The 22,718-nt window shown below is 24.1% G+C and carries 16 protein-coding genes; 3 read left to right on the top strand and 13 right to left on the bottom strand.

Features of this window, described 5'->3' with window-relative positions; all coding sequences use genetic code 11:
• Positions 1–7: 7 nt before the first annotated feature.
• From H0H41_RS00760 to surE, 5 genes are all read right to left on the bottom strand, one after another.
• Entirely contained in the window at positions 8–3,703 is a 3,696-nt protein-coding gene (locus tag H0H41_RS00760) for a phosphoribosylformylglycinamidine synthase (protein WP_185872349.1), read from the bottom strand.
• 24 nt (positions 3,704–3,727) lie between these two features.
• Positions 3,728–5,164 (bottom strand): adenylosuccinate lyase, encoded by a 1,437-nt coding sequence (gene purB / locus H0H41_RS00755; RefSeq protein WP_185872348.1) that lies wholly within the window; start codon positions 5,162–5,164, stop codon positions 3,728–3,730.
• A gap of 12 nt (positions 5,165–5,176) precedes the next feature.
• Positions 5,177–6,475 (bottom strand): adenylosuccinate synthase, encoded by a 1,299-nt coding sequence (locus tag H0H41_RS00750; RefSeq protein ID WP_185872347.1) that lies wholly within the window; start codon positions 6,473–6,475, stop codon positions 5,177–5,179.
• 66 nt (positions 6,476–6,541) lie between these two features.
• Complete coding sequence (gene ruvB / locus H0H41_RS00745) at positions 6,542–7,507, bottom strand: Holliday junction branch migration DNA helicase RuvB (protein ID WP_185872346.1); 966 nt, start codon at positions 7,505–7,507, stop codon at positions 6,542–6,544.
• Positions 7,508–7,527: 20 nt separating this feature from the next.
• Entirely contained in the window at positions 7,528–8,334 is an 807-nt protein-coding gene (gene surE, locus H0H41_RS00740; protein WP_185872345.1) for a 5'/3'-nucleotidase SurE, read from the bottom strand.
• A 57-nt stretch (positions 8,335–8,391) separates the two neighbouring features.
• On the opposite strand from surE, the gene H0H41_RS00735 reads away from it, so the two are divergent.
• Entirely contained in the window at positions 8,392–10,506 is a 2,115-nt protein-coding gene (locus H0H41_RS00735) for a carboxy terminal-processing peptidase (protein WP_185872344.1), read from the top strand.
• On the opposite strand, the gene gyrA is transcribed toward H0H41_RS00735, so the two are convergent.
• Positions 10,490–12,946, bottom strand: coding sequence for a DNA gyrase subunit A (gyrA, locus tag H0H41_RS00730; protein ID WP_185872343.1), 2,457 nt, complete (start codon positions 12,944–12,946; stop codon positions 10,490–10,492). The genes H0H41_RS00735 and gyrA overlap by 17 nt on opposite strands.
• Before the next feature lie 79 nt (positions 12,947–13,025).
• Positions 13,026–14,105, bottom strand: a complete 1,080-nt coding sequence (gene aroB, locus H0H41_RS00725; RefSeq protein ID WP_185872342.1) for a 3-dehydroquinate synthase — start codon at positions 14,103–14,105, stop codon at positions 13,026–13,028.
• Positions 14,106–14,349: 244 nt separating this feature from the next.
• Between aroB and H0H41_RS00720 the strand changes: the two genes are divergently transcribed.
• Positions 14,350–14,997 (top strand): DedA family protein, encoded by a 648-nt coding sequence (locus H0H41_RS00720; RefSeq protein ID WP_185872492.1) that lies wholly within the window; start codon positions 14,350–14,352, stop codon positions 14,995–14,997.
• Here the strand turns inward: H0H41_RS00720 and H0H41_RS00715 are convergent.
• From H0H41_RS00715 to H0H41_RS00705, 3 genes are read right to left on the bottom strand one after another with little or no spacing between them, the layout of a single operon-like run.
• Positions 14,990–15,424, bottom strand: a complete 435-nt coding sequence (locus H0H41_RS00715; RefSeq protein WP_185872341.1) for a nucleoside deaminase — start codon at positions 15,422–15,424, stop codon at positions 14,990–14,992. The two genes, H0H41_RS00720 and H0H41_RS00715, sit on opposite strands and share 8 nt — an antisense overlap.
• A gap of 25 nt (positions 15,425–15,449) precedes the next feature.
• Positions 15,450–16,091 (bottom strand): 50S ribosomal protein L25, encoded by a 642-nt coding sequence (locus H0H41_RS00710; protein WP_185872340.1) that lies wholly within the window; start codon positions 16,089–16,091, stop codon positions 15,450–15,452.
• 1 nt (position 16,092) lies between these two features.
• The gene (locus H0H41_RS00705) at positions 16,093–17,031 is read right to left on the bottom strand and encodes a ribose-phosphate diphosphokinase (protein ID WP_185872339.1); all 939 of its coding nucleotides are present in this window, start codon (positions 17,029–17,031) and stop codon (positions 16,093–16,095) included.
• Between the two features lie 75 nt (positions 17,032–17,106).
• Here H0H41_RS00705 and H0H41_RS00700 point away from each other — a divergent pair, with 75 nt between their 5' ends.
• On the top strand, positions 17,107–17,901 hold the full coding sequence (locus tag H0H41_RS00700) for a thymidylate synthase (RefSeq protein WP_185872338.1): 795 nt from the start codon (positions 17,107–17,109) through the stop codon (positions 17,899–17,901).
• Between the two features lie 5 nt (positions 17,902–17,906).
• Here the strand turns inward: H0H41_RS00700 and thrC are convergent, their stop codons facing one another.
• Genes thrC through thrA form a run of 3 tightly spaced genes read right to left on the bottom strand, consistent with a single transcriptional unit; the run spans position 17,907 to position 22,657 of the window.
• Positions 17,907–19,244 (bottom strand): threonine synthase, encoded by a 1,338-nt coding sequence (thrC, locus tag H0H41_RS00695; RefSeq protein ID WP_185872337.1) that lies wholly within the window; start codon positions 19,242–19,244, stop codon positions 17,907–17,909.
• An 18-nt stretch (positions 19,245–19,262) separates the two neighbouring features.
• Positions 19,263–20,204, bottom strand: coding sequence for a homoserine kinase (locus H0H41_RS00690; protein WP_185872336.1), 942 nt, complete (start codon positions 20,202–20,204; stop codon positions 19,263–19,265).
• 5 nt (positions 20,205–20,209) lie between these two features.
• On the bottom strand, positions 20,210–22,657 hold the full coding sequence (thrA, locus tag H0H41_RS00685; protein WP_185872335.1) for a bifunctional aspartate kinase/homoserine dehydrogenase I: 2,448 nt from the start codon (positions 22,655–22,657) through the stop codon (positions 20,210–20,212).
• Positions 22,658–22,718: the final 61 nt, after the last annotated feature.

Below are 22,718 nucleotides of genomic sequence, written 5' to 3'. Positions count from 1 at the left end.
TAATTTTTTATAAAAAATATTGTACTGCATTTCTAAAAATAGAATGTTCATGAACATTATGTATATTTTTTAATAAACCATGTTCATAACGTTCTGGATGAGTCATCCTACCATAAATTTTTCCATTTTCACTTAATAATCCTTCTATAGCGTCAACAGATCCATTGGGATTATATAATCTTTCTAAACTAGGATTACCACATAAATCAACATATTGTGTAGCAATTTGATTTTTTTGAAATAAAATATTTGTAATTTCTTTTTTAGCATAAAATCTTCCTTCACTATGTGATATGGGAAGAGTATATATTTTATTTTTCATACCATTTAACCATGGAGATTTATCAGAAATAACTTTTATATTAACACATTGAGATATATGTTTTTCTATTTTATTATAAGTTAATGTAGGCGATTTATAATTTCTTAACCCAATTTTACCATAAGGTAATAATCCAGATTTAATTAATCCTTGAAATCCATTACAAATACCTAATATTAATCCATCTTTACTAAGAAAATTTTGAATAGCATCCATAATATATGGATTATGTAATATAGATACAATAAATTTTGCTGATCCATCTGGTTCATCTCCAGCACTAAATCCTCCACAAAGCATAAATATTTGAACAGATTCTATATATTTTTTAATAGAAAATATAGATTCAATAATATCTTTATTATTCAAATTTTTAAATACAAAAGTATTTACTATAGATCCCGCTTTTTCAAATGCACGAATAGATTCGAATTCACTATTTGTTCCAGGAAATATTGGAATAAATACGCGTGGTATTCCTTTTTTTTTAAATTTACATTTCCATATTATGGTATTATTTTTTTGTTTTTTATAAATTATTTTTTCTTTTTTTTTAATATTTTTATTTTTTTTAATTTTACTTTTAATTTCATTATAAGAAAAAATAGGAGTAAAAGTTTTTATCCAATTTTTTATTGATTCATCAATATCAATAGATATTCCATTAAAATTTAATGATTTAGAAGAAGTAATTTCTCCTATTTGAATAAAATTATCTGACATTGGATATGAAGATTCTATAATTAAGGATCCTATATTCATTTCAAATAAATGCTCTTTACAATTTATAATTACTCCTAAATGATTTCCAAATGCCATTTTTGCAATAGCAATAGAAATTCCTCCATCTTTTACTGTTTTTACTGAAACAATTTTTCCTGAACAAATTCCTTTATAAATTTGATTATAAGCTTTTTTTATAGAATGAAAATCTGGCATTTCATTTTCTAATGAACGATGATAATATAAATAAATTTTATTTCCTATTTTTTTAAATTCAGGAGAAATAATATTTAAACAAGAACCAGTCGAAACTCCAAAAGCAATGAATGTCGGAGGAACATGTATATTTTTATATGTTCCGGACATAGAATCTTTTCCTCCAATAGAAACTAATCCTAAAGACATTTGAGCATGATAAGCTCCCAATAAAGCAGAAAAAGGTTTTCCCCAATTTTTTGGATCATTTCCTAATTTTTGATAATATTCTTGAAAACTAAAATAGGAATTTTTATAATTTCCTCCCATCGAAACAATTTTAGAAATACATTCTACAATTGCATAAGCTCCTCCATGAAAAGGACTCCAAGAAGAAATTTCAGGATGAAAACCCCAAGCAGCTAAACTAACCGTATTTGTAGTTCCTTTTAAAACAGGAATTTTTTGTACACTCCCTTCACATGGTGTCATTTGATATTTTCCACCAAAAGGCATTAAAACTGTAGTAGCACCTACAGTACTATCAAACATTTCTATTAAATTTTTTTGAGAAGCTATATTTAATTTAGAAAGAGTATTTAAAAATGTTTTTTTATTAAATAAAAATTTTTTTGATTTTTTAAAAGGAGAAATTAAAGTTGGAGAACTAATAATAACAGATTGTTCTTTATGATATCCCCTTGTATTCATAAAAGAACTTTTTATATTAAAAATTTCTTTTTTTTTATAATAAAAAATAATACGGTCATTATCAGTTACTCTACCTATAGGTGTAGACATAATATTTTCTTCATGAGCTAAATCAATAAATTTTTCAACATTGTTATAATCTAATAATACAGCCATACGTTCTTGAGATTCTGAAAGAGCAATTTCAAGTGCATTCATTTTCTCATTTATAGGTATTTTATCTAAATATAATATCAAACTATTACTTAATTCTCCTATAGCAACTGCAGCTCCACCTGCTCCAAAATCATTACATTTTTTTATTAAAGATATGACTTCTTTTTTTCTAAAAAATCTTTGTATTTTTCTTTCTATTATTGGATTTCCTTTTTGTCCTTTTTGTATATTTTTTTTATCACTATTATCGTCTTCCTTAGAAGAATCAATAGCTCCTCCTATTCCTTCTTTTCCTGTTAATCCTCCAATCAATAAAATTATATCTCCTTTTTTTGGTTTTTCCTGTTTTATAAAATGAACAGGAACAGCACCAATAACCATACCCATTTCCATTCTTTTTGCTCTATACCCTTCATGATAAATTTCATTAACATGAGTTGTAGCTAATCCTACTTGGTTACCATAAGAACTAAAACCATAAGCTGATTCTAAACATATTTGATCTTGTGGCAATTTTTTATCAATAGTTTTTGATATTGTAGGATCAGAGGATCCACTTAATCTTAGTCCTTGATAAACAAAAGCTCTTCCTGATAATGGATCTCTAATAGCACCTCCTATACAAGTAGAAGCTCCACCAAAAGGATCAATTTCTGTAGGATAATTATGTGTTTCATTTTTAAAAAATAAATACCATTTTTCTTTTTTTTTGCAACCTATAATATCAACATCTATCATAATAACACACGCATTATGTTCATGAGATAAAACAAAATTTTTTAATTTTCCTTTTTTATAAAAAATTTTAGAAGGTAAATTAGATAAATCCATAAAATTAATGGGATCTTTTGATTTTCCTATTGAATCTTTATCTTTTAAATATTTTTTAAAAATTTTTTGATATGTTTTTTTTAAAAAACCATCAAAAGATATGTTTACTAATTTTGTATAAAATGTTTTATGTCTACAATGATCAGACCAATAAGTATCCAATATCTTAAATTCTTCTTCTGTTGGATTTTTTTTTTCTTGAATAAAATATTTTTGTATAAATAATAAATCGTTTATATCTATAGATAGATTAGAATTATTATGAAATTTTTTTATTTTTTCGAAAGAAAAATTTATAAAATTTTCTACAATTTTAACTTTATATTTTTTATTATCATTATTTTTATAATTATTATTATTATTAAAATATTTCTTTATTTTATAAAAATCTTGATTTTTATTTATTCCAATTAACTCTATTAATTGATTACTTCTTACTAAAACATTATTAGATTTTGATTTAAAATCCAAAATTTTTATACATTGTACAGCTGCATTTGCACGATTATTACATTTTTTTGTAAATTTTTCTATATAATATGAATTATTCCAATTCATTTTTTTATGTAAAATATCTGTTACAGGATCTACAAAAATTTTTGATAAACTTTCTAAAAAAAGTTCTTTTTTTATATAAAAAATATCATATATATGATAAATAATCACTTTAGATAAAGAAATATTTAAATTTTTTAATTTATGATATAATTTTCTAGAATCAATATCAAAAGGATTTTTTTTTTGTATATAAATTCTGAAATTCATTATTCAAATAGATAATTTAATTTATTAAATTTTTCTATCCATATTGGATATATCATCATCAATTAAATGATGGAATCGATCTAATATTGGATTAACTTCTTTTTCAATAAATTCTAAAGTTTGATCTGAAGAAAATCCTATAAAATTTTTAGAATTGAGCATTTGATTCATTTTTTTTTCATAAATTGGTATTTTTTTATCCTGTAAAATACGTTTAATAAAATCATTTTTTTTTCCTTCTAATTTTATTTTTAAATTTGTTTTCATAGAATGAATTCGTATTCTTTCATGAATTTCTTGTCTATCTGCTCCATTTTTTACACATTCTATAATAATGTATTCAGTAATTAAAAATGGAAGTTCTTCTTGAATATGTTTTTCAATGATTTTAGGATATACAATAATATTTTCTAATATATTATTCCAAATCATTAAAATAGCGTCTACAGCTAAAAATGATTGTCCTATAACTAATCTTCTATTAGCAGAATCATCTAAAGTACGTTCTAACCATTGAGTAGCTGCAACCATATATGAACTATTTGATAAAGAAATAACAAATTTTGCTAAAGAAGCTATTCTTTCACTACGTATAGGATTACGTTTATAAGCCATAGCACTAGATCCAATTTGATGTTCTTCAAAAGGCTCTTCCATTTCTTTTAAATTTTGCAATAAACGTAAATCATTGCTAAACTTATGAGAAGATTGAGAAATATTAGATAATAAATTTAATACTTGAGAATCGATTTTTCTGTCATAAGTTTGTCCCGTAATTGAAAAAAAATTTGGAAATCCAAATTTATTAGATATTTTTTTTTCTAAATATTTTACTTTTTGTAAATCTCCATGAAATAATTCTTTAAAGCTATCAGCTGATCCAACAGTTCCTTTTACTCCTCTAAAACGAATATTTTTTAATCTAAATTCTAATTCTTCTAGATCTAAAAGTAAACTTTGTATCCATAAAGAAGATCGTTTTCCTACAGTAGTTAACTGAGCAGGTTGATAATGTGTAAAAGCTAAAGTAGGAACTTTATGATATTCTAGTGAAAAATTTCTCATACGAAAAATTAAGTTTATCAATTTTTTAAGTAAAATTTCTAATCCATCACGAATCAAAATAATATCTGTATTATCTCCTAAAAATGCACTTGTAGCACCTAAATGAATAATAGATTTTGCTTTATTCGCTTTTTCTCCAAAAGCATATAAATGTGCCATTACATCATGACGAAATTTTTTTTCAAAAAAAGAAACTCTATCCCAATCAATATCATATAAATGATTTTTTAGATCATGTATTTGTTCATCGCTGATATTTAATCCTAATTCTTTTTGTATTTCTGCTAAATAGAACCATAATTTTCTCCAAGTAGTAAATTTTTTTTCTGGAGAAAAATTATATAACATTTCTTTGCTACTATATCGTTCTACCAAAGGATTTTTATATTCTTTCACAAGAAAATATTTTTAAGAAAAAATTTTAAAAAATGAATATTTATTTTTAATAATATTCTGTTCTCTTTCAGAACCTACAGAAATTAAAAGTATTTCTATATTTAAATAATCCTCAATAAATTTAATATATTTTTTACAATTTTTTGGTAAATTTTCATACTTATTAATATGAGATATATCCTTTTCCCAACCAGGAAAATCTATATAAATAACTTCTATATCTTTTTCTTCTATATTTGCTGGAAAATATTTTATAATTTTTCCATTATATTTATATTTGATACCTACTTTAATAATTTCTAATTCACTTAATACATCTAATTTTGTAATAATTAAAAAATGAATTCCATTAATCATACAAGAATATTTAAGTGCTATTAAATCTAACCAACCACATCGTCTTGGTCTATTTGTTGTAGATCCATATTCATTTCCTTTTTTACGTATAATATTATTAATATCATTATTAATTTCTGTAGGAAAAGGACCAAATCCTACACGTGTACAATATGCTTTTGCTATTCCTATAAAATTTTCTAAAAAATGAGGAGGAATTCCGGTACCTATACATACACCTCCTGTAGAGGTAAAAGAAGTTGTTACATATGGATATGTTCCATAATCAATATCTAATAATAAAGCTTGAGCTCCTTCAAATAAAATTTTTTTTTTATTATAAAAAGCATCATGTATTTCATAAACGGCATCAATTATCCGATTTGAAATAGCTTTTGCATATTCTACATATTCTTCATAAATAAGTTTAAAAACAATAGGTTCTTTTTTATAAATTTTCGTAATAATTTTATTTTTAAAATTTATATTATATTTTAATTTTTTATAAAAATTTTTTAGATTTAATAAATCTAATGCACGTATCCCCATACGTGCTGTTTTATCTTCATAAGTAGGACCTATTCCACGATGTGTTGTACCAATAGATTTATTTTTTAATATTTCTTCTTTATATTGATCTAATAAACGATGATAAGGCATAGTTATATGTGCTCTTTTTGATAAAAAAACTTTTGATGTATTAATATTCATTAATTCTAAATCTTGTATTTCTTTAATAAAAGATTTAGGATCAATAACTACACCCGGTCCAATAATGCATTTTACATTAGAATAAATTACTCCAGAAGGAATTAAATGAAGAATAAAACGACTACTTTTAACATGAATTGAATGACCAGAATTATTACCTCCCTGATAACGGATTACATAATCTGAATTTTTAGAAAGTAAATCTGTAATTTTTCCTTTTCCCTCGTCACCCCATTGGAGCCCAACAATAACATTTGAAGGCATGATTTTTATTTTTTATACTTTAACAAAGTTAATTTTTATAAATAGATAAATAAAAAATATTTCAGTTTATTTTTTTTTTAAATATCTTTTTAAATGTTTATATGCCAATTTTGTAACTTTTCTACCTCTTGGTGTTCTAATTAAATATCCTTCTTTAATAAGAAAAGGTTCATAAACTTCTTCTATTGTATCTGAATTTTCACTAACAGCTGTTGCTATAGTATTAATTCCTACAGGACCACCTTGAAAAGTATTTATAATAGATAGAAGAATTTTATTATCCATTTCATCTAATCCATTTTTATCTACATTAAGAGATTGTAATCCTAAATTGCATATATTGATATCAATAGTTCCATTTCCTTTTATTTGTGCAAAATCACGAATACGACGAAGTAAAGCATTAGCTATACGTGGAGTTCCACGACTTCTATTTGCTATTTCATTAGAAGCTTCTTCTGTAATTGGAATATTTAATAATTTTGCACTTCTATTTACAATTTTTTTTAAAAATTTATTTTCATAATAATTAAAACGAAAATTAATACCAAATCTAGAACGCATAGGAGCTGTAAGTAACCCAGATCTCGTTGTTGCACCTATTAAAGTAAAAGGAGATAAATCTATCTGTACTGATTTTGCCTTAGATCCAGAATCTATAATAATATCTATTTTGTAATTTTCCATAGCTGAATACAAATATTCTTCAACTATTGGAGAAAGTCTATGAATTTCATCAATAAAAATGACATCATTTACTTTTAAATGAATTAATAATCCCGCTAAATCTCCTGGTTTATCTAAAATAGATCCTGAAGTCACAGTTATATTCACACATAATTCATTAGCTACAATATAAGCAAGTGTTGTTTTTCCTAATCCTGGAGGTCCATGAAATAAAATATGATCTAAGGAATCTTTTCTTTTTTTAGCAGCTTGAATAAAAATTTTTAAATTTTCTAATATATCATGTTGTCCAACAAAATCTTCAATTTTATTTGGATTTAAAGATTCTTCTAAAGAATATGACACAATATCTATATTTTAATATATTAAAAATTAATAAATGAATCTAAAATAAAAAATACAAAACTCCAATATTTTAAAATATTTAATATAGGATAATTTGTTAAATCAAATTGAATAGGAACTATAGATATATATCCATTTTTTAGTGCCCATTCATCTGTATCTATATTTTTATCAAAATTGATAAAATCTCCAACTAACCAATAATAAGTTCTTCCTTTTGGATTTGATCTTTTATCAAAACTTTCTTTCCATTTAGATTTAGCTTGTCTACATATTTTAATTCCTTTTATTTGTTCTTTTTTCAATTTTGGAATATTCACATTTAAACTAATTATTTTTTCTGGAATAGGATTATAAAGTATTTTTTTTACAATTTGATAAACATATTTTTTTGAAGGCTCAAAATCAGCATTCCAATTAAAATCTAAAAGAGAAAATCCTATAGATGGTATCCCCTCTATTCCAGCTTCAATAATAGCGGAAACTGTCCCAGAATACATAATATTTATAGAAGAATTTGATCCATGGTTAATTCCTGATACACAAATATCAGGTTTTCTTGGAAGAATTTTATTAATAGCTAATTTAACACAATCTACCGGAGTTCCTGAACATTCCCATTCTTTTTGAATTCCGTTATCAATTTTTACCGAATCACAATACAATATAGAATCCATAGTTATTGCATGTCCTACTCCAGATTGAGGTTTATTTGGAGCAACAACATAAACATCTCCTAAAGGATTAATAACCTTAATAAGGGTTCTAATACCTGGAGCTATAATACCATCATCATTGGTTACTAAAATAATTGGTTTTTTTTTCATTTTTTTTTTTCATAAAAAAAAGTTATTTATACTTATGTTTAAAAAAAAAATAGAGTTTTGAATTCTAAAATAAAAAAATTTAAGAAAGTTAAGTATATAATAATTGGTTTTCTTTTTATTTTTCTATTAAGTTTTTGTTCTTCTAATGGAGAACAAGAAAAACATCGTTTAATCCTTAAAACAATATATAAAACACTTCATTTTCTACATCCAAATCCTATTTCTATTGATAATAATTTTTCACAAAAAGTATATAATCAATATTTTGAAAAATTAGATAATCAAAAACGATTTTTTTTACAAAAAGATATAGAAGATTTGTCTTTTTATAAAAATAAAATAGATGATTTTTGGATTCATGGAGATCCTACATTTTTCAATATTGTTATGAAACGTTTTTATCAAAGAATAAAAGACGTGGAATCTATATGTTTTAAAATTTTGAAAAAACCTTTTGATTTTAATCAAAAAGAAATGTTTTTTATTGGAAAAAAAAATATTTTTTATTCAAAAAATAATATAGAATGGATTATAAAATGGAGAAAATATTTAAAATATTTAACATTATTAGAAATAATAGATTCTATTAACCAAAAAAAATTAAATATTTCAAAACAAAAAATTTGGAAAAATGCATTTTTGAACGAAGAAAAAATTTCAAGGAAAAAAGTGCAAGAATATATTCAAGAATATTTAAGAAAATTAAAAATGAAAAAAGAATTTGATTGGTTTTCTATTTATGTAAATATTATTACTTCTCAATATGATCCTCATACTAGTTATTTATCTCCTAAAGAAAAAGAAATTTTTGATTTAAATATATCTGGTCAAATAGAAGGAATAGGAGCTGAATTACAAGATTACAAAGGATATCCTACAGTTGTAAATATTATTTTTGGTGGACCAGCATGGAAAAGTAAAAAAATAGAAATAGGAGATAAAATTATACGAGTAGCAAAAGATATAAATTCAGAATCTCAAAATATAGTGGGAATGTTATTGGAAAATTCTATTCGTTTAATAAGAGGAAAAAAAGGAAGTAAAGTTAAACTTACTATTCAAAAAAAAAATGGATTTATAGAAGAAGTATTATTAATACGAGATATTATAGAAAAAAAAGAAATTTTTGCAAAAAGTGTTATTATTTTAGATAAAAATAAAAATAAATATGGTATTATCTATTTACCTGAATTTTATTTTAATCCTGAAAATAAAAATGGAAGAAATGCCGCTAAAGATATCAAAAAAATTATTAATAAATTAAAAAAAGAAAATATAAAAGGTCTTATTTTAGATATAAGAAATAATGGGGGTGGATCTTTAGATACTGTAATAGAAATTACAGGTTTTTTCTTAGGAAAAGTTCCAGTAGTACAAATAGGTGGTAAATATAATAAGAAAAAAAAGATATTAAAAAATGATAAGGAAAAAATATTGTGGGAAGGGCCACTTGTAGTTCTTGTTAATGAATTATCCGCATCTGCTTCTGAAATTTTCGCTGCAGCTATATCTGATTATAAAAGAGGAATTATCGTGGGAAGTTATCAAACATATGGAAAAGGAACAGTACAAACTATTTATCCACTAAATCAATTTTTATTAACTAATAAAGAATTAGGTGCTTTAAAATTTACCATCAATAAATTTTATCGTGTTAATGGAAGTTCTACCCAATTAAAAGGAGTTCATTCAGATATAGTAATGCCTAGTAATTTAAGTAATATTTCGTTAAAATTAATGGAAAAAAATCAAAAAAATTCTATGAAATGGGATTCTATAGACCCAATTTTATATTCTTATTGGAATAAGAAAAAAAATTTAGAAAAAATAAAAATAAAAAGTATTCAACGTTTGAATAAAAAAAATAATTTAATGAATATTTATAAAAAAATACAATTATTAGAAAATAAATTTTTAGAAATTAAAAAATTTTCCTTAAACTGGAAAAAATTTTATTATGAAAATAAAAAAATAAAAGAAAAAAATAAAAAATTTCAAAAACTAAAAAATTATTTTCATATATATGGATTACGATATTTTCCTCCTTATTATCAAATTATTATCAATAAAGAAAAAAAAGAAGAAGAAGAAGAATGGCAAAAAAACTTGATAAAGGATTTTTACATTTCAGAATGTGTTAATATTTTACATGATTTTAATGAAACCCCATAATAGGTTTATAAACTTTTGCAACATCAGCTATGGCATCATTTTTTTTTAAATTAATTAATCGAACGCCTTGAGTTGTTCTACCCATAACTCTTATATCTGAAATAGGTATACGTATAATGATTCCCGATTTTTTAATAATCATCAAATCATCTCTATCTGTAACATTTTTAATAGAAATTAAATTACCTGTTTTTTGAGTAATATTTATTGTTTTTATTCCTTTTCCTCCACGATTAGTAATACGATAATCTTTTAAATGAGACCTTTTTCCAAATCCTTTTTCAGAAACAACTAATAAATTTCCTTTTTCTTCTTTATTGACACATATCATTCCAATTACCATATCATCTATAATTGTAAAATTAATACCTATTACTCCAGAAGAGGTTCTTCCAGTTGCACGAACTTTATTTTCTGAAAAACGAATAATTCTTCCACTTTTAACAGCGATAAAAACATGACTATCTCCCTTAGTTAAAATAGCTTCTAATAAAGAATCTCCTTTACGAATTATAATAGCATTAATACCATATTTTCTAGGACGAGAATAATTTTCTAAAGATGTTTTTTTAATAATTCCTTTTTGAGTAACCATCATAACGTAATAATCTTTTACGTATTTTTTATTAGTCAAATCTCCTGTTAATATATAAGCATTAACTTTATCATCTTGTTGAAGATGAATAATATTTTGTATAGCTCTTCCTTTAGAAATTTTAGATCCTTCTGGTATTTCATATACCCTTAACCAAAAACATTTTCCTTTTTCTGTAAAAAAAAGTAAATATTGATGATTTGTTGCTATAAGTAAATGTTTAAAAAAATCAGCTTCTCTAGCTGTAGCTCCTCTATTTCCTACACCACCTCTTCCTTGACGTTTATATTCTGATAAAGATGTTCGTTTTATATACCCAGCATGAGAAATAGTCAAAACAACTTGTTTATTTTCAATTAAATCTTCTATATGTACTTTATTACCTGAATAATCAATTTGTGTACGACGTGAATCTTGATATTTTTTTTTGATATCTAAAAGTTCTTCTTTAATAATTTTTGTTCTTATAGAATATTGAACTAATATATTTTGGAAATGCTCTATTTTTTTTATAATATCATTATATTCTTTTTTGATTTTTTCTAATTCTAAAGAAGTCAAACTTTGTAAACGCAAATCTAAAATAGATTTAGATTGATCCTCTGATATATGAAATTTTTTAATCAATGTAGAACAAGCGTCATGATGATTTTTAGATTTTTTAATCAATTGAATCATCATATCTAAATGATCTAATATTTTTAAAAAACCCATTAATATATGAACACGATTTTTACACTTTTTTAATTCATATTTGGTACGACGAATAATGACATCATGTCTATGATCTATAAAATGTTGAATAAGATCTTTTATATTTAATTGAACGGGAGTTCCATTAACTAATGCAATACTATTAACATTAAAAGAAGTTTGAAGAGAAGTATATTGAAATAATTTATTTAATATAATGTTAGAATTTGTATTATATTTAAGCATATAAACAATTCGTAATCCATTTCTATCCGATTCATCACGAATTTGATAAATTCCTTCCATTTTTCCTTCTTTCATTAATCCTACAGTTTTAGATATCATTTCTGCTTTATTTACTTGATAAGGAATTTCATCTATTATGATACATTGTCTTCCTTGAAGCTCTTCTAAATGAACTTTTGCACGCAAAATAATACGACCTCTACCAGTATGAAAAGCATTTTTTACTCCATCATATCCATAAATAATTCCACCTGTTGGAAAATCGGGAGCTTTAATATATTTCATTATTTGTTCAATAGATAAATTATTATTATCTATATAAGCACAAATAGCATTTATAGTTTCTTTTAAATTATGAGGTGGAATATTAGTAGCCATTCCAACTGCAATTCCTGAAGATCCATTAATTAAAAGATTAGGAATTCTCGTTGGTAAAACAGTTGGTTCCTCTAAAGAATCATCAAAATTTAATTGAATATCTACTGTTTCTTTTTTTATATCTAACAACATTTCTTCAGAAATTTTTTTCATTCGTACTTCTGTATAACGCATAGCTGCAGGTGGATCTGCATCTAATGAACCAAAATTTCCTTGTCCATCTATTAATGGATAACGAAGAGTCCATTTTTGTGCCATACGAACCATAGTATCATAAACAGAAATATCTCCATGGGGATGATATTTTCCTAAAACTTCTCCAACAATACGAGCCGATTTTTTATAAGAATTATTAGAAAAAATTCCTAATTGATACATTCCATAAAGAACTCTTCTATGTACAGGTTTTAATCCATCTCTAGCATCAGGAAGAGCTCTTGATACAATTACAGACATAGAATAATCTATGTACGATGATTTCATTTCATCTTCTATATTTATAGGAACTAATTTTTCTCCTTCACTCATTTTTATTATAAAATTATGAGATTTTTATTTTTATTTATTTTTAATATAAATAATATTTAAGAAAAAAAATGAAAAATTTTTATTTTAAAAAACTTTCCTTAATTAATAAATATGGAACTTCACAATTATAAGAACATTTTCCTATTTCTTTTAATAAAGAAAATTGAATTTTATTTTTTTCATTTTTTTTATCAAATTCCATAATTTTTAATATTTTTTCGATTTCTGAATCAGATAAATTATAAATTTTTTTTTGCATTGGATACAATGTAGATAATGTATCTTTTATATTTTTAAAATCATAAATGGATAATCCATTAATTTTGTATGAAATCCAAGATTCACAAATTATTCCCATAATAATAGCTATACCATGTAATATTGTATCCGTATTCATAAAATAACTTTCTAAAGCATGACCAATGGTATGTCCAAAATTAAGAATTTTTCTTAATCCTTTTTCTTTAGGATCTTTATCTACAATTTTCTTTTTTATTAATATAGATTGATTAATTAAATGATCCCATTGATTATTTTTTATATCACTAATATTTTTTATTTTATTTAAATTGATCCAAAAATTTTTATCTTCTATTAAACTATGTTTAAATATTTCAGCCATTCCAGAAATAATTTCTTCATAAGGAAGAGTTTTTAAAAAAGAAGAATCAATTATTAAAAATTCTGGAATATAAAAAGATCCTATTTCATTTTTAATAAAATTTAAATTAACACCTGTTTTATATCCTACAGATGCATCAACCATTCCTAATAAAGTAGTAGGAATATTCACAAAACGAATTCCTCTTTTAAATATAGAAGCAACAAATCCACCTATATCTGTTATAACACCTCCTCCTAAATTTATTATTATACTTTTTCTAGTAGCTTTCAATTTTTCCAAATTTTCACATATTTGAATACATGTATAAATATTTTTTTCTTTTTCTCCTGATTTAATCTTAATTAGATTAGATTTTTTTAAAAAATCAATATGAGAAAAAAGAATAGGAAGACAATATTGATCAGTATTATTATCCACTAAAATAAATATATTTTTTATAGAATCTATTTGATAAAGAAGATAATTTTTTAGTATTTCATAAGCTTTTTTATTAAAATAGATGAATTCCAATTTATCCTTATCATTATTTTTCATTCGTATACATTTGGATATTTTTAACAAAATTAACTAATTTATTAATCAATAAAATGAAATATTCTATATAACCAAAAAATAAGAAAAAAAAAACCAATTATTAAAAATAATATATTAGGATACCATCCTAAAATATTAATAAATTTGAATAAATACTCCATATCATATCATTTAAAATATAAAATAAATATTTTTTACTTTATAAAAAATGGAAATATTAAATTTTGTTTCTCATATTTGTAATATGTCGGATATTTGGGATTTTTTTCAACATTTATTCAATCCTAGATGGATATTTTTATATTTTGGAAATACAGCTTTTTTTATTCTTTTATCAATAGTTTTTGCAGAAACTGGATTTTTTATTGGATTTTTTTTACCAGGTGACTCTTTATTATTTACTGCTGGAATATTTGGAGAAGACTTATGCAAAAATTTTTATAATGTTCCTTTTTTTGTAATTATTTTAATTGTCGCATTTGTAGCTACTCTTGGTAATATGCAAGGATATTGGTTAGGATATAAATCAGGAAAATTATTATATAAAAAAAAGGATACATTTTTTTTTAAAAGAAAACATTTAATTATAGCAAAATTATTTTATAATAAATATAAAACAACTGCATTAATTATAAGTCGTTTTCTTCCAATGTTTCGTTCTTTTGCTCCTATTGTAGCAGGAGCAATTCGTATTAATTTTAAAAAATTTATGGTATATAATATTATAGGAGCGTTAACTTGGACTTTTTCTATTATGTTAGCTGGACATTATTTAGATAAAAGTTTTCCTGAATTAAAAAATCATCTTGAATGGATAATATTATTAATTATATTTACTACAACTATTCCAATTATTATAAAATTAAAAATAAAGAAAAAAGCACTTATTTAATTTTTTTTTTGAATTCTCTTTTAAAAGAAAAAAATTTTTTTATCAAATCTCTACATTTATTTTTCATAATTCCAGATAAAAATTTAGTTTTTGGATGTAATTTTATACCATAATATAAAAATCCTCTTTTAGGATTATTTAAAGCTCCACAAACTACTCTTCCTATTTGAGACCAAAATAAAGCTCCTGCACACATAATACATGGTTCAATAGTTACGTATAAAGTACATTTTTTCATATATTTATTTTTTAAATAATTAGATGCTAAATTAATTGCTAATATTTCTGCGTGTGCTGTTATATTATTAAAAGTTTCAGTTAAATTATGAGCTTTTGCAATAATTACATCTTCATATGTTATTGCAGCACCTATAGGAACTTCATTTTTTTGAAAAGCAATAATAGCTTCTTTTAAAGCTATTTTCATAAAATGAAAATCTTTTATAAAAAAATTATTTATGTTTTCCTTTTTGATCTTCTTTTCCTTTTTGATCTTCTTTTCCTTTTTGATCTTCTTTTTCTTCTTGTTCTTGTGTTCCTTTAATATTTATTCGTGAATTTTTTACACTTGCTATTAGTGTATGAGACGGATGTAATATAACATATTTATCGTTAAATAAATCTTTAACTGTTATTCTATCTCCTATATCTAAAGAATCAATATTTAATTTTATATATTCCGGTATATTATATGGAAAAGATTTCACTTTTAATTTTTTAATTGGAGAATAATATTCTCCACCTTTAGAAACTCCAATAGGTCTTCCAAAAGAAATTATAGGAATTTCTAATATAATTTTTTTTGATTCATCAATTTGAAAAAAATCTGCATGTAATATTGTATCGTGAATAGGGTCAAATTGTATTTCTTTTTTAACTGCATTTATATTTTTATGATATCCTTCTATTTTAATAATTATTCCATATACCTCTGTTTTTAATACTATTTTTTTTAAATCTTCTAATGAAGTAAAAAATGGAATATTAATATTTTTTCCATATAAAATACATGGAACTTTTCCAGACCTTCTAATAGAATGAACAGCTTTTTTCCCTACATTTCTTTTTTTTCCGTATAGATTTACATATTTCATATTATATTATAAATTTATTACTAATAGATTCATCATTATGTACCGATTGCATTACTTCAGCAAAAAGAGAAGCGCAAGATAAAACTTTTATTTTATTATTAGATTTTATTTTATCTATAGGAATAGTATCTGTAACAACTAATTCTTTTAGTACAGATTTATTTATTTTTTCGTATGAATTTCCTGATAAAACTGGATGAGTAGCAATAGCACGTACACTTTTAGCTCCTTGTTTTTTGATTAAATTAGCAGCTTCTGTTAGAGTACCAGCGGTATCTACCATATCATCTATAAGTATTATGTTTTTTCCCCTAACATTTCCTATAAGATTCATAAATTCAATTTCATTTGCCTTTTTTCTTTCTTTATAACAGATTACTACATCTGTTCCTAAATAACCAGCATAGCTTCTAGCCCTTTTTGCTCCTCCCATATCTGGTGAAGCAATAATTAATTGATTGATATTTAATTTTTTTATATAATTAATGAATATTCTAGATGCATACAAATGGTCTACAGGTATATCAAAAAAACCTTGAATTTGATCTGCATGTAAATCCATGGTCATAACTCTAGTTGCTCCTGAAGCAACCATTAAATTTGCTATAAGTTTTGCAGCAATAGGAGTTCTTGGTTTATCTTTATGGTCTTGTCTAGCCCATCCAAAATATGGAATAACAAGTGTTATATTATGAGCAGAAGCTCTACGAGCAGCATCACACATTAATAATAATTCCATTAAGTTATCCACTGGAGGAAAAGTAGAACCAATTAAAAAAACTTTAGATCCACGAACTGATTGTTCAAAAAAAGGAGTATATTCTCCATCACTAAATTCTAAAAATCTTACTTTACCAAGAAAAGTTCCATAAAAAGAAGCTATATTTTCTGATAATTTTAACCCACTTCTTGTAGAAAAGAAGAGAACCTTTTGATTCATAGTTATATTTTTTTTATGCAAAAATACTCTTAAAATTAAATTAAAAATTTAATAATTTTACTCATATTGAAAATTATGCAACAATATTTAAATTTATTAAAATACGTATTAAAAAATGGAAAAAAAAGAAAAGATCGTACTGGAATAGGAACAATAAGTATATTTGGATATCAAATGAGATTTAATTTAGACAAAGGATTTCCTCTTTTAACTACGAAAAAATTAAATATAAGATCTATTATTTATGAATTATTATGGTTTTTAAAAGGATATACAAATATTCAATATTTAAAAAATAATAAAGTTTTTATATGGAATGAATGGGCAGATAACAATGGAGAACTTGGTCCAATATATGGGTTTCAATGGAGAAAATGGCCTACATATGACGGATCTTTTATTGATCAAATAACTAATCTTATAGAAGAAATGAAATCAAATCCTAATTCAAGACGTTTAATTGTTTCTTCTTGGAATGTTGGAATGATTCCAAATATGGCGCTTCCTCCATGTCATTTATTATTTCAATTTTATATATCTAAAAAAAAATTATCTTTATTATTATATCAGAGAAGCGCAGATATTTTTTTAGGTTTACCTTTTAATATAGCTTCTTATGCTCTATTACTTATTATGTTAGCTAAAATTATTAATTTAAAAGAAAAAGAATTTATACACACTATAGGTGATGCTCATATATATAATAACCATATTAAACAAGTCCAATTACAAATAAAAAGAACTCCAAGAATACTTCCAACAATGATCCTTAATCCATCAATTAAAAATATTTTTGAATTTTGTTTTGAAGATTTTCAATTAAAAAATTATAACCCTTATCCTCATATAAAGGGAGATATTGCTATTTAAATTTTTTATTTTCTTTTTAATAACCAATCTTTAAAAATATTAAAATCCTTAGATAAGGATATTTTTTGTTTTTTTCTTTTTTTACTTAAAAATGTTTTCAATTTTTTAGGAAAAATAATTTTTTTTCTTAAAAAAGATGGAATTTCATCTATAAATTTAATTGGATGAGCTGTTTCTAAAAAAATGGCTATAGTAGATGAATCGTTTTGAACTTTTTGTTTTTTTAAATACTTTTTAAGTCCTAAATAACCAATAGCTCCGTGTGGATCTAACATATATTTATACTTTTCCCATACCATATTTATGGTTTTTATAGTTTCATCATCCGTAAATTTATAGGAAATAAATTTTTTTCTTAATTCATATATATTTTTTTTATATAAATACCATATTCTAGAAAAATTACTAGGATCAGATATATCCATAGCATTTGATATAGTTTTTTTGACTGGAAGAGGATAATATTTTTCAGTTTTTAAAAATCTAGGAATAGTATCATTAATATTTGTGGAAGCAATAAAAAATTTTATTGGTAATCCCATTTTTTCAGACATTATTCCAGCACATATATTACCAAAATTACCACTAGGAACTGAAAAAATTAATTCTATAGAATTATCTATTTTTTCTTCTATTATTATTTGTCTATAAGCTGAAAAGTAATAAAACATTTGAGAAAGCCATCTAGCTATATTAATAGAATTAGCAGAAGTCAATACATATTTTTGTTGTATTTCTTTATCTAAAAATGCTTTTTTTACCATTTTTTGACAATCATCAAAATTTCCATCAATTTCTAAAGAAAATATATTCTTTCCTAAAGAAGTAATTTGTTCTTCTTGTAAAGAACTAATTCCATTATATGGATATAAAATAATTACTTCTATTCCAGGTTTATTATAAAATCCTTTAGCTACAGCTCCACCAGTATCTCCTGAAGTAGCTACTAAAACTGTTACATTTTTTTCTATTTTTTGAGAAAAAAAACTTAAACATCCTGCCATAAATTGAGCTCCAATATCTTTAAAAGCTAAAGTAGGTCCATGAAAAAGTTCTAATACATGAATATTATCATGAATTTTTTTCAATGGAAAAGAAAAATTTAAAGTATCATGAATGATATTTTTAAGAAATTTTTCTGGTATAGATTTTTCTATATAAGGTTTGATAACAGTTAATGCTATTGTATAAATATCATAACTAGAAATATTATGAATAAATTTAGGATTTAACATAGGAATATATTCAGGAATGTATAATCCTCCATCAGAGGATAATCCTGTTAAAACAGCATTTTCAAAAGAAACTAAATTTTTATTATTTTCTAAACTATGATATAACATAAAATTATTTTATTTATTTTAAAGAATTTTAGACCATTTTACTCCTTTTTGATTTATAGAAGAAGTGTAAGTTTTATAATCAATTTGTAATGTTGAATAAACACGATTCATCATTTCAGTTACTTTTTTAGCCGTATGGTTTCCTTTACTTAACATAAAAACAGAAGGCCCTGATCCAGAAATACCTCCACCAAGAGCACCTATTTCTTTACATCTAATTTTTAATTCATAAAAAGCTGGAATAAGTATTGCTCGTATTGGCTCGACAATAAAATCTTCTAAAGATCTACTTATTAATCGATAATTTTCCTGATATAATCCCGCAACTAATGCTCCTATATTACCCCACTGTCGAATAGCATCTGTCATTAATATTTTTTGTTTTAAAATTTCTCTTGCATCCGATGTTTTAATTTCAATTTGTGGATGAATAATACTTATCCATAATTCATTAGGTACGTGTAATTTTGTAATATCTAGTGGCTGATAACTTCTTACTAATGTTAACCCACCCATTATAGCAGGAGCAACATTATCAGCATGAGCGGTTCCACTTGCTATACGTTCTCCTTCCATAGCAAAACGTATTAATTGCATAGTATTAAAAGGGTATCCTAATAATACATTAGCCCCATAAACAACTCCTGCTGCACTAGCAGCACTAGATCCTATTCCACTTCCAGGATGTATATTTTTAATTAATTCTATTTCAAATCCTATTTTTTTTTCTTTTTCTTGTTGGTATTTTTTTAAAAAAAACTGTAAAGCTACAAAAGCTACATTTTTTTTTGGATCATTTGGTAATGATGTTCCATGTATTTTTCTGATACGTATTCCTGGATTATTAGATTTATATAAAAAAATTTCATCTTTTGGAAAATCCAAAGCTAATCCAATTACATCAAAACCACAAGCTAAATTAGCAACAGTAGCTGGTGAAAAAATTTTAATCCCCTTCATGATTTTTATTTAGTAGCTTTAATAATATCAGAAAAAACTCCAGATGCCGTAACCTCTGCTCCAGCCCCTGCTCCCTTTATTATGAGAGGTTGTTCCGCATAACGATATGTATTATATAAAACCATATTATCTTTTCCTTCTAATTGAAAAAATGGATGACTTTGTTGAATGGATTCCAATCCTACAGAAGCTATTCCATTTTCATAACAAGCAATAAAACGTAAACGTTTTTTATTTTCTTCTGCTTTATTTCTTATTTGAAAAAAATAATCTTTGTATTTATCTAATTCTTGATAGAAATTATCTATAGAAGTTGATTTTGAACAACTTTCAGGAAGAAAAGATTTTTTATGAATATCATTTAATTCTAATGGAGATCCACATTCTCGTGCTAAAATAAGTATTTTTCGCATAACATCTAATCCACTTAAATCAATACGAGGGTCTGGTTCTGTATATCCTTTATATTGGGCTTCTTTAACTACTTCTAAAAATGATTTTTTTCCTATAAAATGATTAAATATAAAATTTAAACTTCCTGATAAAACTGCTTCTATTTTATTTATTTTATCTCCACTATTGATAAGATCATTTAATGTACTAATAACTGGAAGGCTAGCTCCTACATTAGTTTCAAATAAAAATGGAGCTTTAAAATGTCGAGAAAGTATTTTTAATTTTTTATAATGATCATAATCAGAAGAACAAGCTATTTTATTACAAGTAATAACACCAATTCCATTTTTTAAAAATTTATCATAAGTCATCGCCATTTCTTCACTAGCTGTATTGTCAACAAATAAACTATTTCTTAAATTAAATTTCCATACTTTTTCCATAAAAGAATATATATTCATTTTATGACCATTTTGATTTATATATTTTTCCCAATGATATAAATTCATTCCATGATCATTAAAATACATTTTTTTGCTATTAGCTAATCCTATAACTCTAACTTGAAGTTTTAATTCTTCCAATAGATAATTTTTTTGTTGATATAATTGTTCAAGTAATTTATTTCCTACTTTTCCTACTCCACAAATAAAAAGATTAATTTGTTTTGGAGGTCTTTCAAAAAAGGCTTCATGTAAAGTATTTAATGCTTTTTTAAAATCAGTTTTTCTAATAACAGCTGATATATTTTTTTCAGTAGAACCTTGAGCTATAGCTCTAACATTAATACTATTTCTTCCTAAAGAAGAAAACATTTTTCCACTAGTTCCATGAAGATTTTTCATATTATCTCCTACTACAGCAATAATACAAAGATCTTTTTCTATTCTTAATGGATCAATACGTCTTTGATGTATTTCTTGAGAAAATTCACTATCTATTACAGCTTTTGCTTTGATTACGTCCATTTCATGAATTCCTGTAGTAATAGAGTGTTCTGATGAACTTTGAGTTATAAATATTACATTTATTTTTTCACGTGATAATGCTTCAAATAAACGTTTAGAATATCCAGGTATTCCTACCATACCACTTCCTTCGAGAGTAAGTAAAGACATATTTTGAATTCCAGATATACCCGTAACGGGTTGGCTTATATTTGTATTTTTACTAATATAAATTAAAGATCCTGGATCTAAAGGAGAAAACGTATTTTTAATTTGTATAGGAATATGTTTTTTCATAGCAGGTTGAATTGTTGGAGGATAAATTACTTTTGCTCCAAAATGCGATAATTCCATTGCTTCTTCATAAGAAATTTCTTTAATAGGAAAAGCTTGATTAACAATTTTTGGATTAGCAGTCATCATTCCACTTACATCAGTCCATATTTCAAGTAAACTTGCTGATATAGCTGCCGCTAAAATAGCAGAAGTATAATCAGATCCACCTCTACCAAGAGTAGTAGTTTCATTTTCTAAAGTAGAACCAATAAAACCTGGTAATACAATAAATTCTGATATTTTTTCTCTAAAAAATTGGATAATATGATGGTTACTTGTGATAAAGTCGACTTGTGCACATCCAAATTGAGAATCAGTAATTATTAAATCACGACTATCTTTATAAATTGCATCTAAACCATATTGTTTCAATTTTTCTGCAATAAGAAAAGAAGAACTTAATTCTCCAAAACTCATTATTTTATCTAAAGATCGTTTTGAAAGTTCTTCTACTTGAAAAATTCCATCACATAAACTTTCTAAATCATTTATATTTTTTTTTATCCAACTCATTAAATGACTTTGATAGGTTATTGGAAATAATTCTCTGATAATATTTAAATGACGAATTTCTATTTTTTCTAATATATTTTTATAAACATTTTTTCTTTCAGAAGCTAATTGACCACATTGTATTAATTGATCAGTAATATTTCCTAATGCAGATACAACAATAGCATATTTTCCTTTTGGTTTTTTTTCTAATAAAGAACAAATACGTTGAATAGCATCAGAATTAGATACGGAACTTCCCCCAAATTTTAAAACTTGCATTTCTTAATTATTTTTTAAAACAATTTTCCCATTATTAAGGATGATGACAAAAATAATAATA

The organism is Blattabacterium cuenoti, from assembly GCF_014252255.1.
Taxonomy (GTDB): Bacteria; Bacteroidota; Bacteroidia; order Flavobacteriales; family Blattabacteriaceae; genus Blattabacterium; species Blattabacterium cuenoti_J.
This window is presented reverse-complemented; position numbering and strand designations above follow the sequence as displayed.

Coding starts and splice junctions, on each gene's coding strand:
- H0H41_RS00690 (WP_185872336.1), bottom strand. CDS start 20,204: ATGAAGGGGATTAAAATTTTTTCACCAGCTACTGTTGCTAATTTAGCT.
- H0H41_RS00705 (WP_185872339.1), bottom strand. CDS start 17,031: ATGAATCAAAAGGTTCTCTTCTTTTCTACAAGAAGTGGGTTAAAATTA.
- H0H41_RS00715 (WP_185872341.1), bottom strand. CDS start 15,424: ATGAAAATAGCTTTAAAAGAAGCTATTATTGCTTTTCAAAAAAATGAA.
- gyrA (WP_185872343.1), bottom strand. CDS start 12,946: ATGAGTGAAGGAGAAAAATTAGTTCCTATAAATATAGAAGATGAAATG.
- H0H41_RS00700 (WP_185872338.1), top strand. CDS start 17,107: ATGCAACAATATTTAAATTTATTAAAATACGTATTAAAAAATGGAAAA.
- H0H41_RS00750 (WP_185872347.1), bottom strand. CDS start 6,475: ATGCCTTCAAATGTTATTGTTGGGCTCCAATGGGGTGACGAGGGAAAA.
- thrC (WP_185872337.1), bottom strand. CDS start 19,244: ATGTTATATCATAGTTTAGAAAATAATAAAAATTTAGTTTCTTTTGAA.
- thrA (WP_185872335.1), bottom strand. CDS start 22,657: ATGCAAGTTTTAAAATTTGGGGGAAGTTCCGTATCTAATTCTGATGCT.
- aroB (WP_185872342.1), bottom strand. CDS start 14,105: ATGAAAAATAATGATAAGGATAAATTGGAATTCATCTATTTTAATAAA.
- H0H41_RS00720 (WP_185872492.1), top strand. CDS start 14,350: ATGTCGGATATTTGGGATTTTTTTCAACATTTATTCAATCCTAGATGG.
- surE (WP_185872345.1), bottom strand. CDS start 8,334: ATGAAAAAAAAACCAATTATTTTAGTAACCAATGATGATGGTATTATA.
- H0H41_RS00760 (WP_185872349.1), bottom strand. CDS start 3,703: ATGAATTTCAGAATTTATATACAAAAAAAAAATCCTTTTGATATTGAT.
- H0H41_RS00710 (WP_185872340.1), bottom strand. CDS start 16,091: ATGAAATATGTAAATCTATACGGAAAAAAAAGAAATGTAGGGAAAAAA.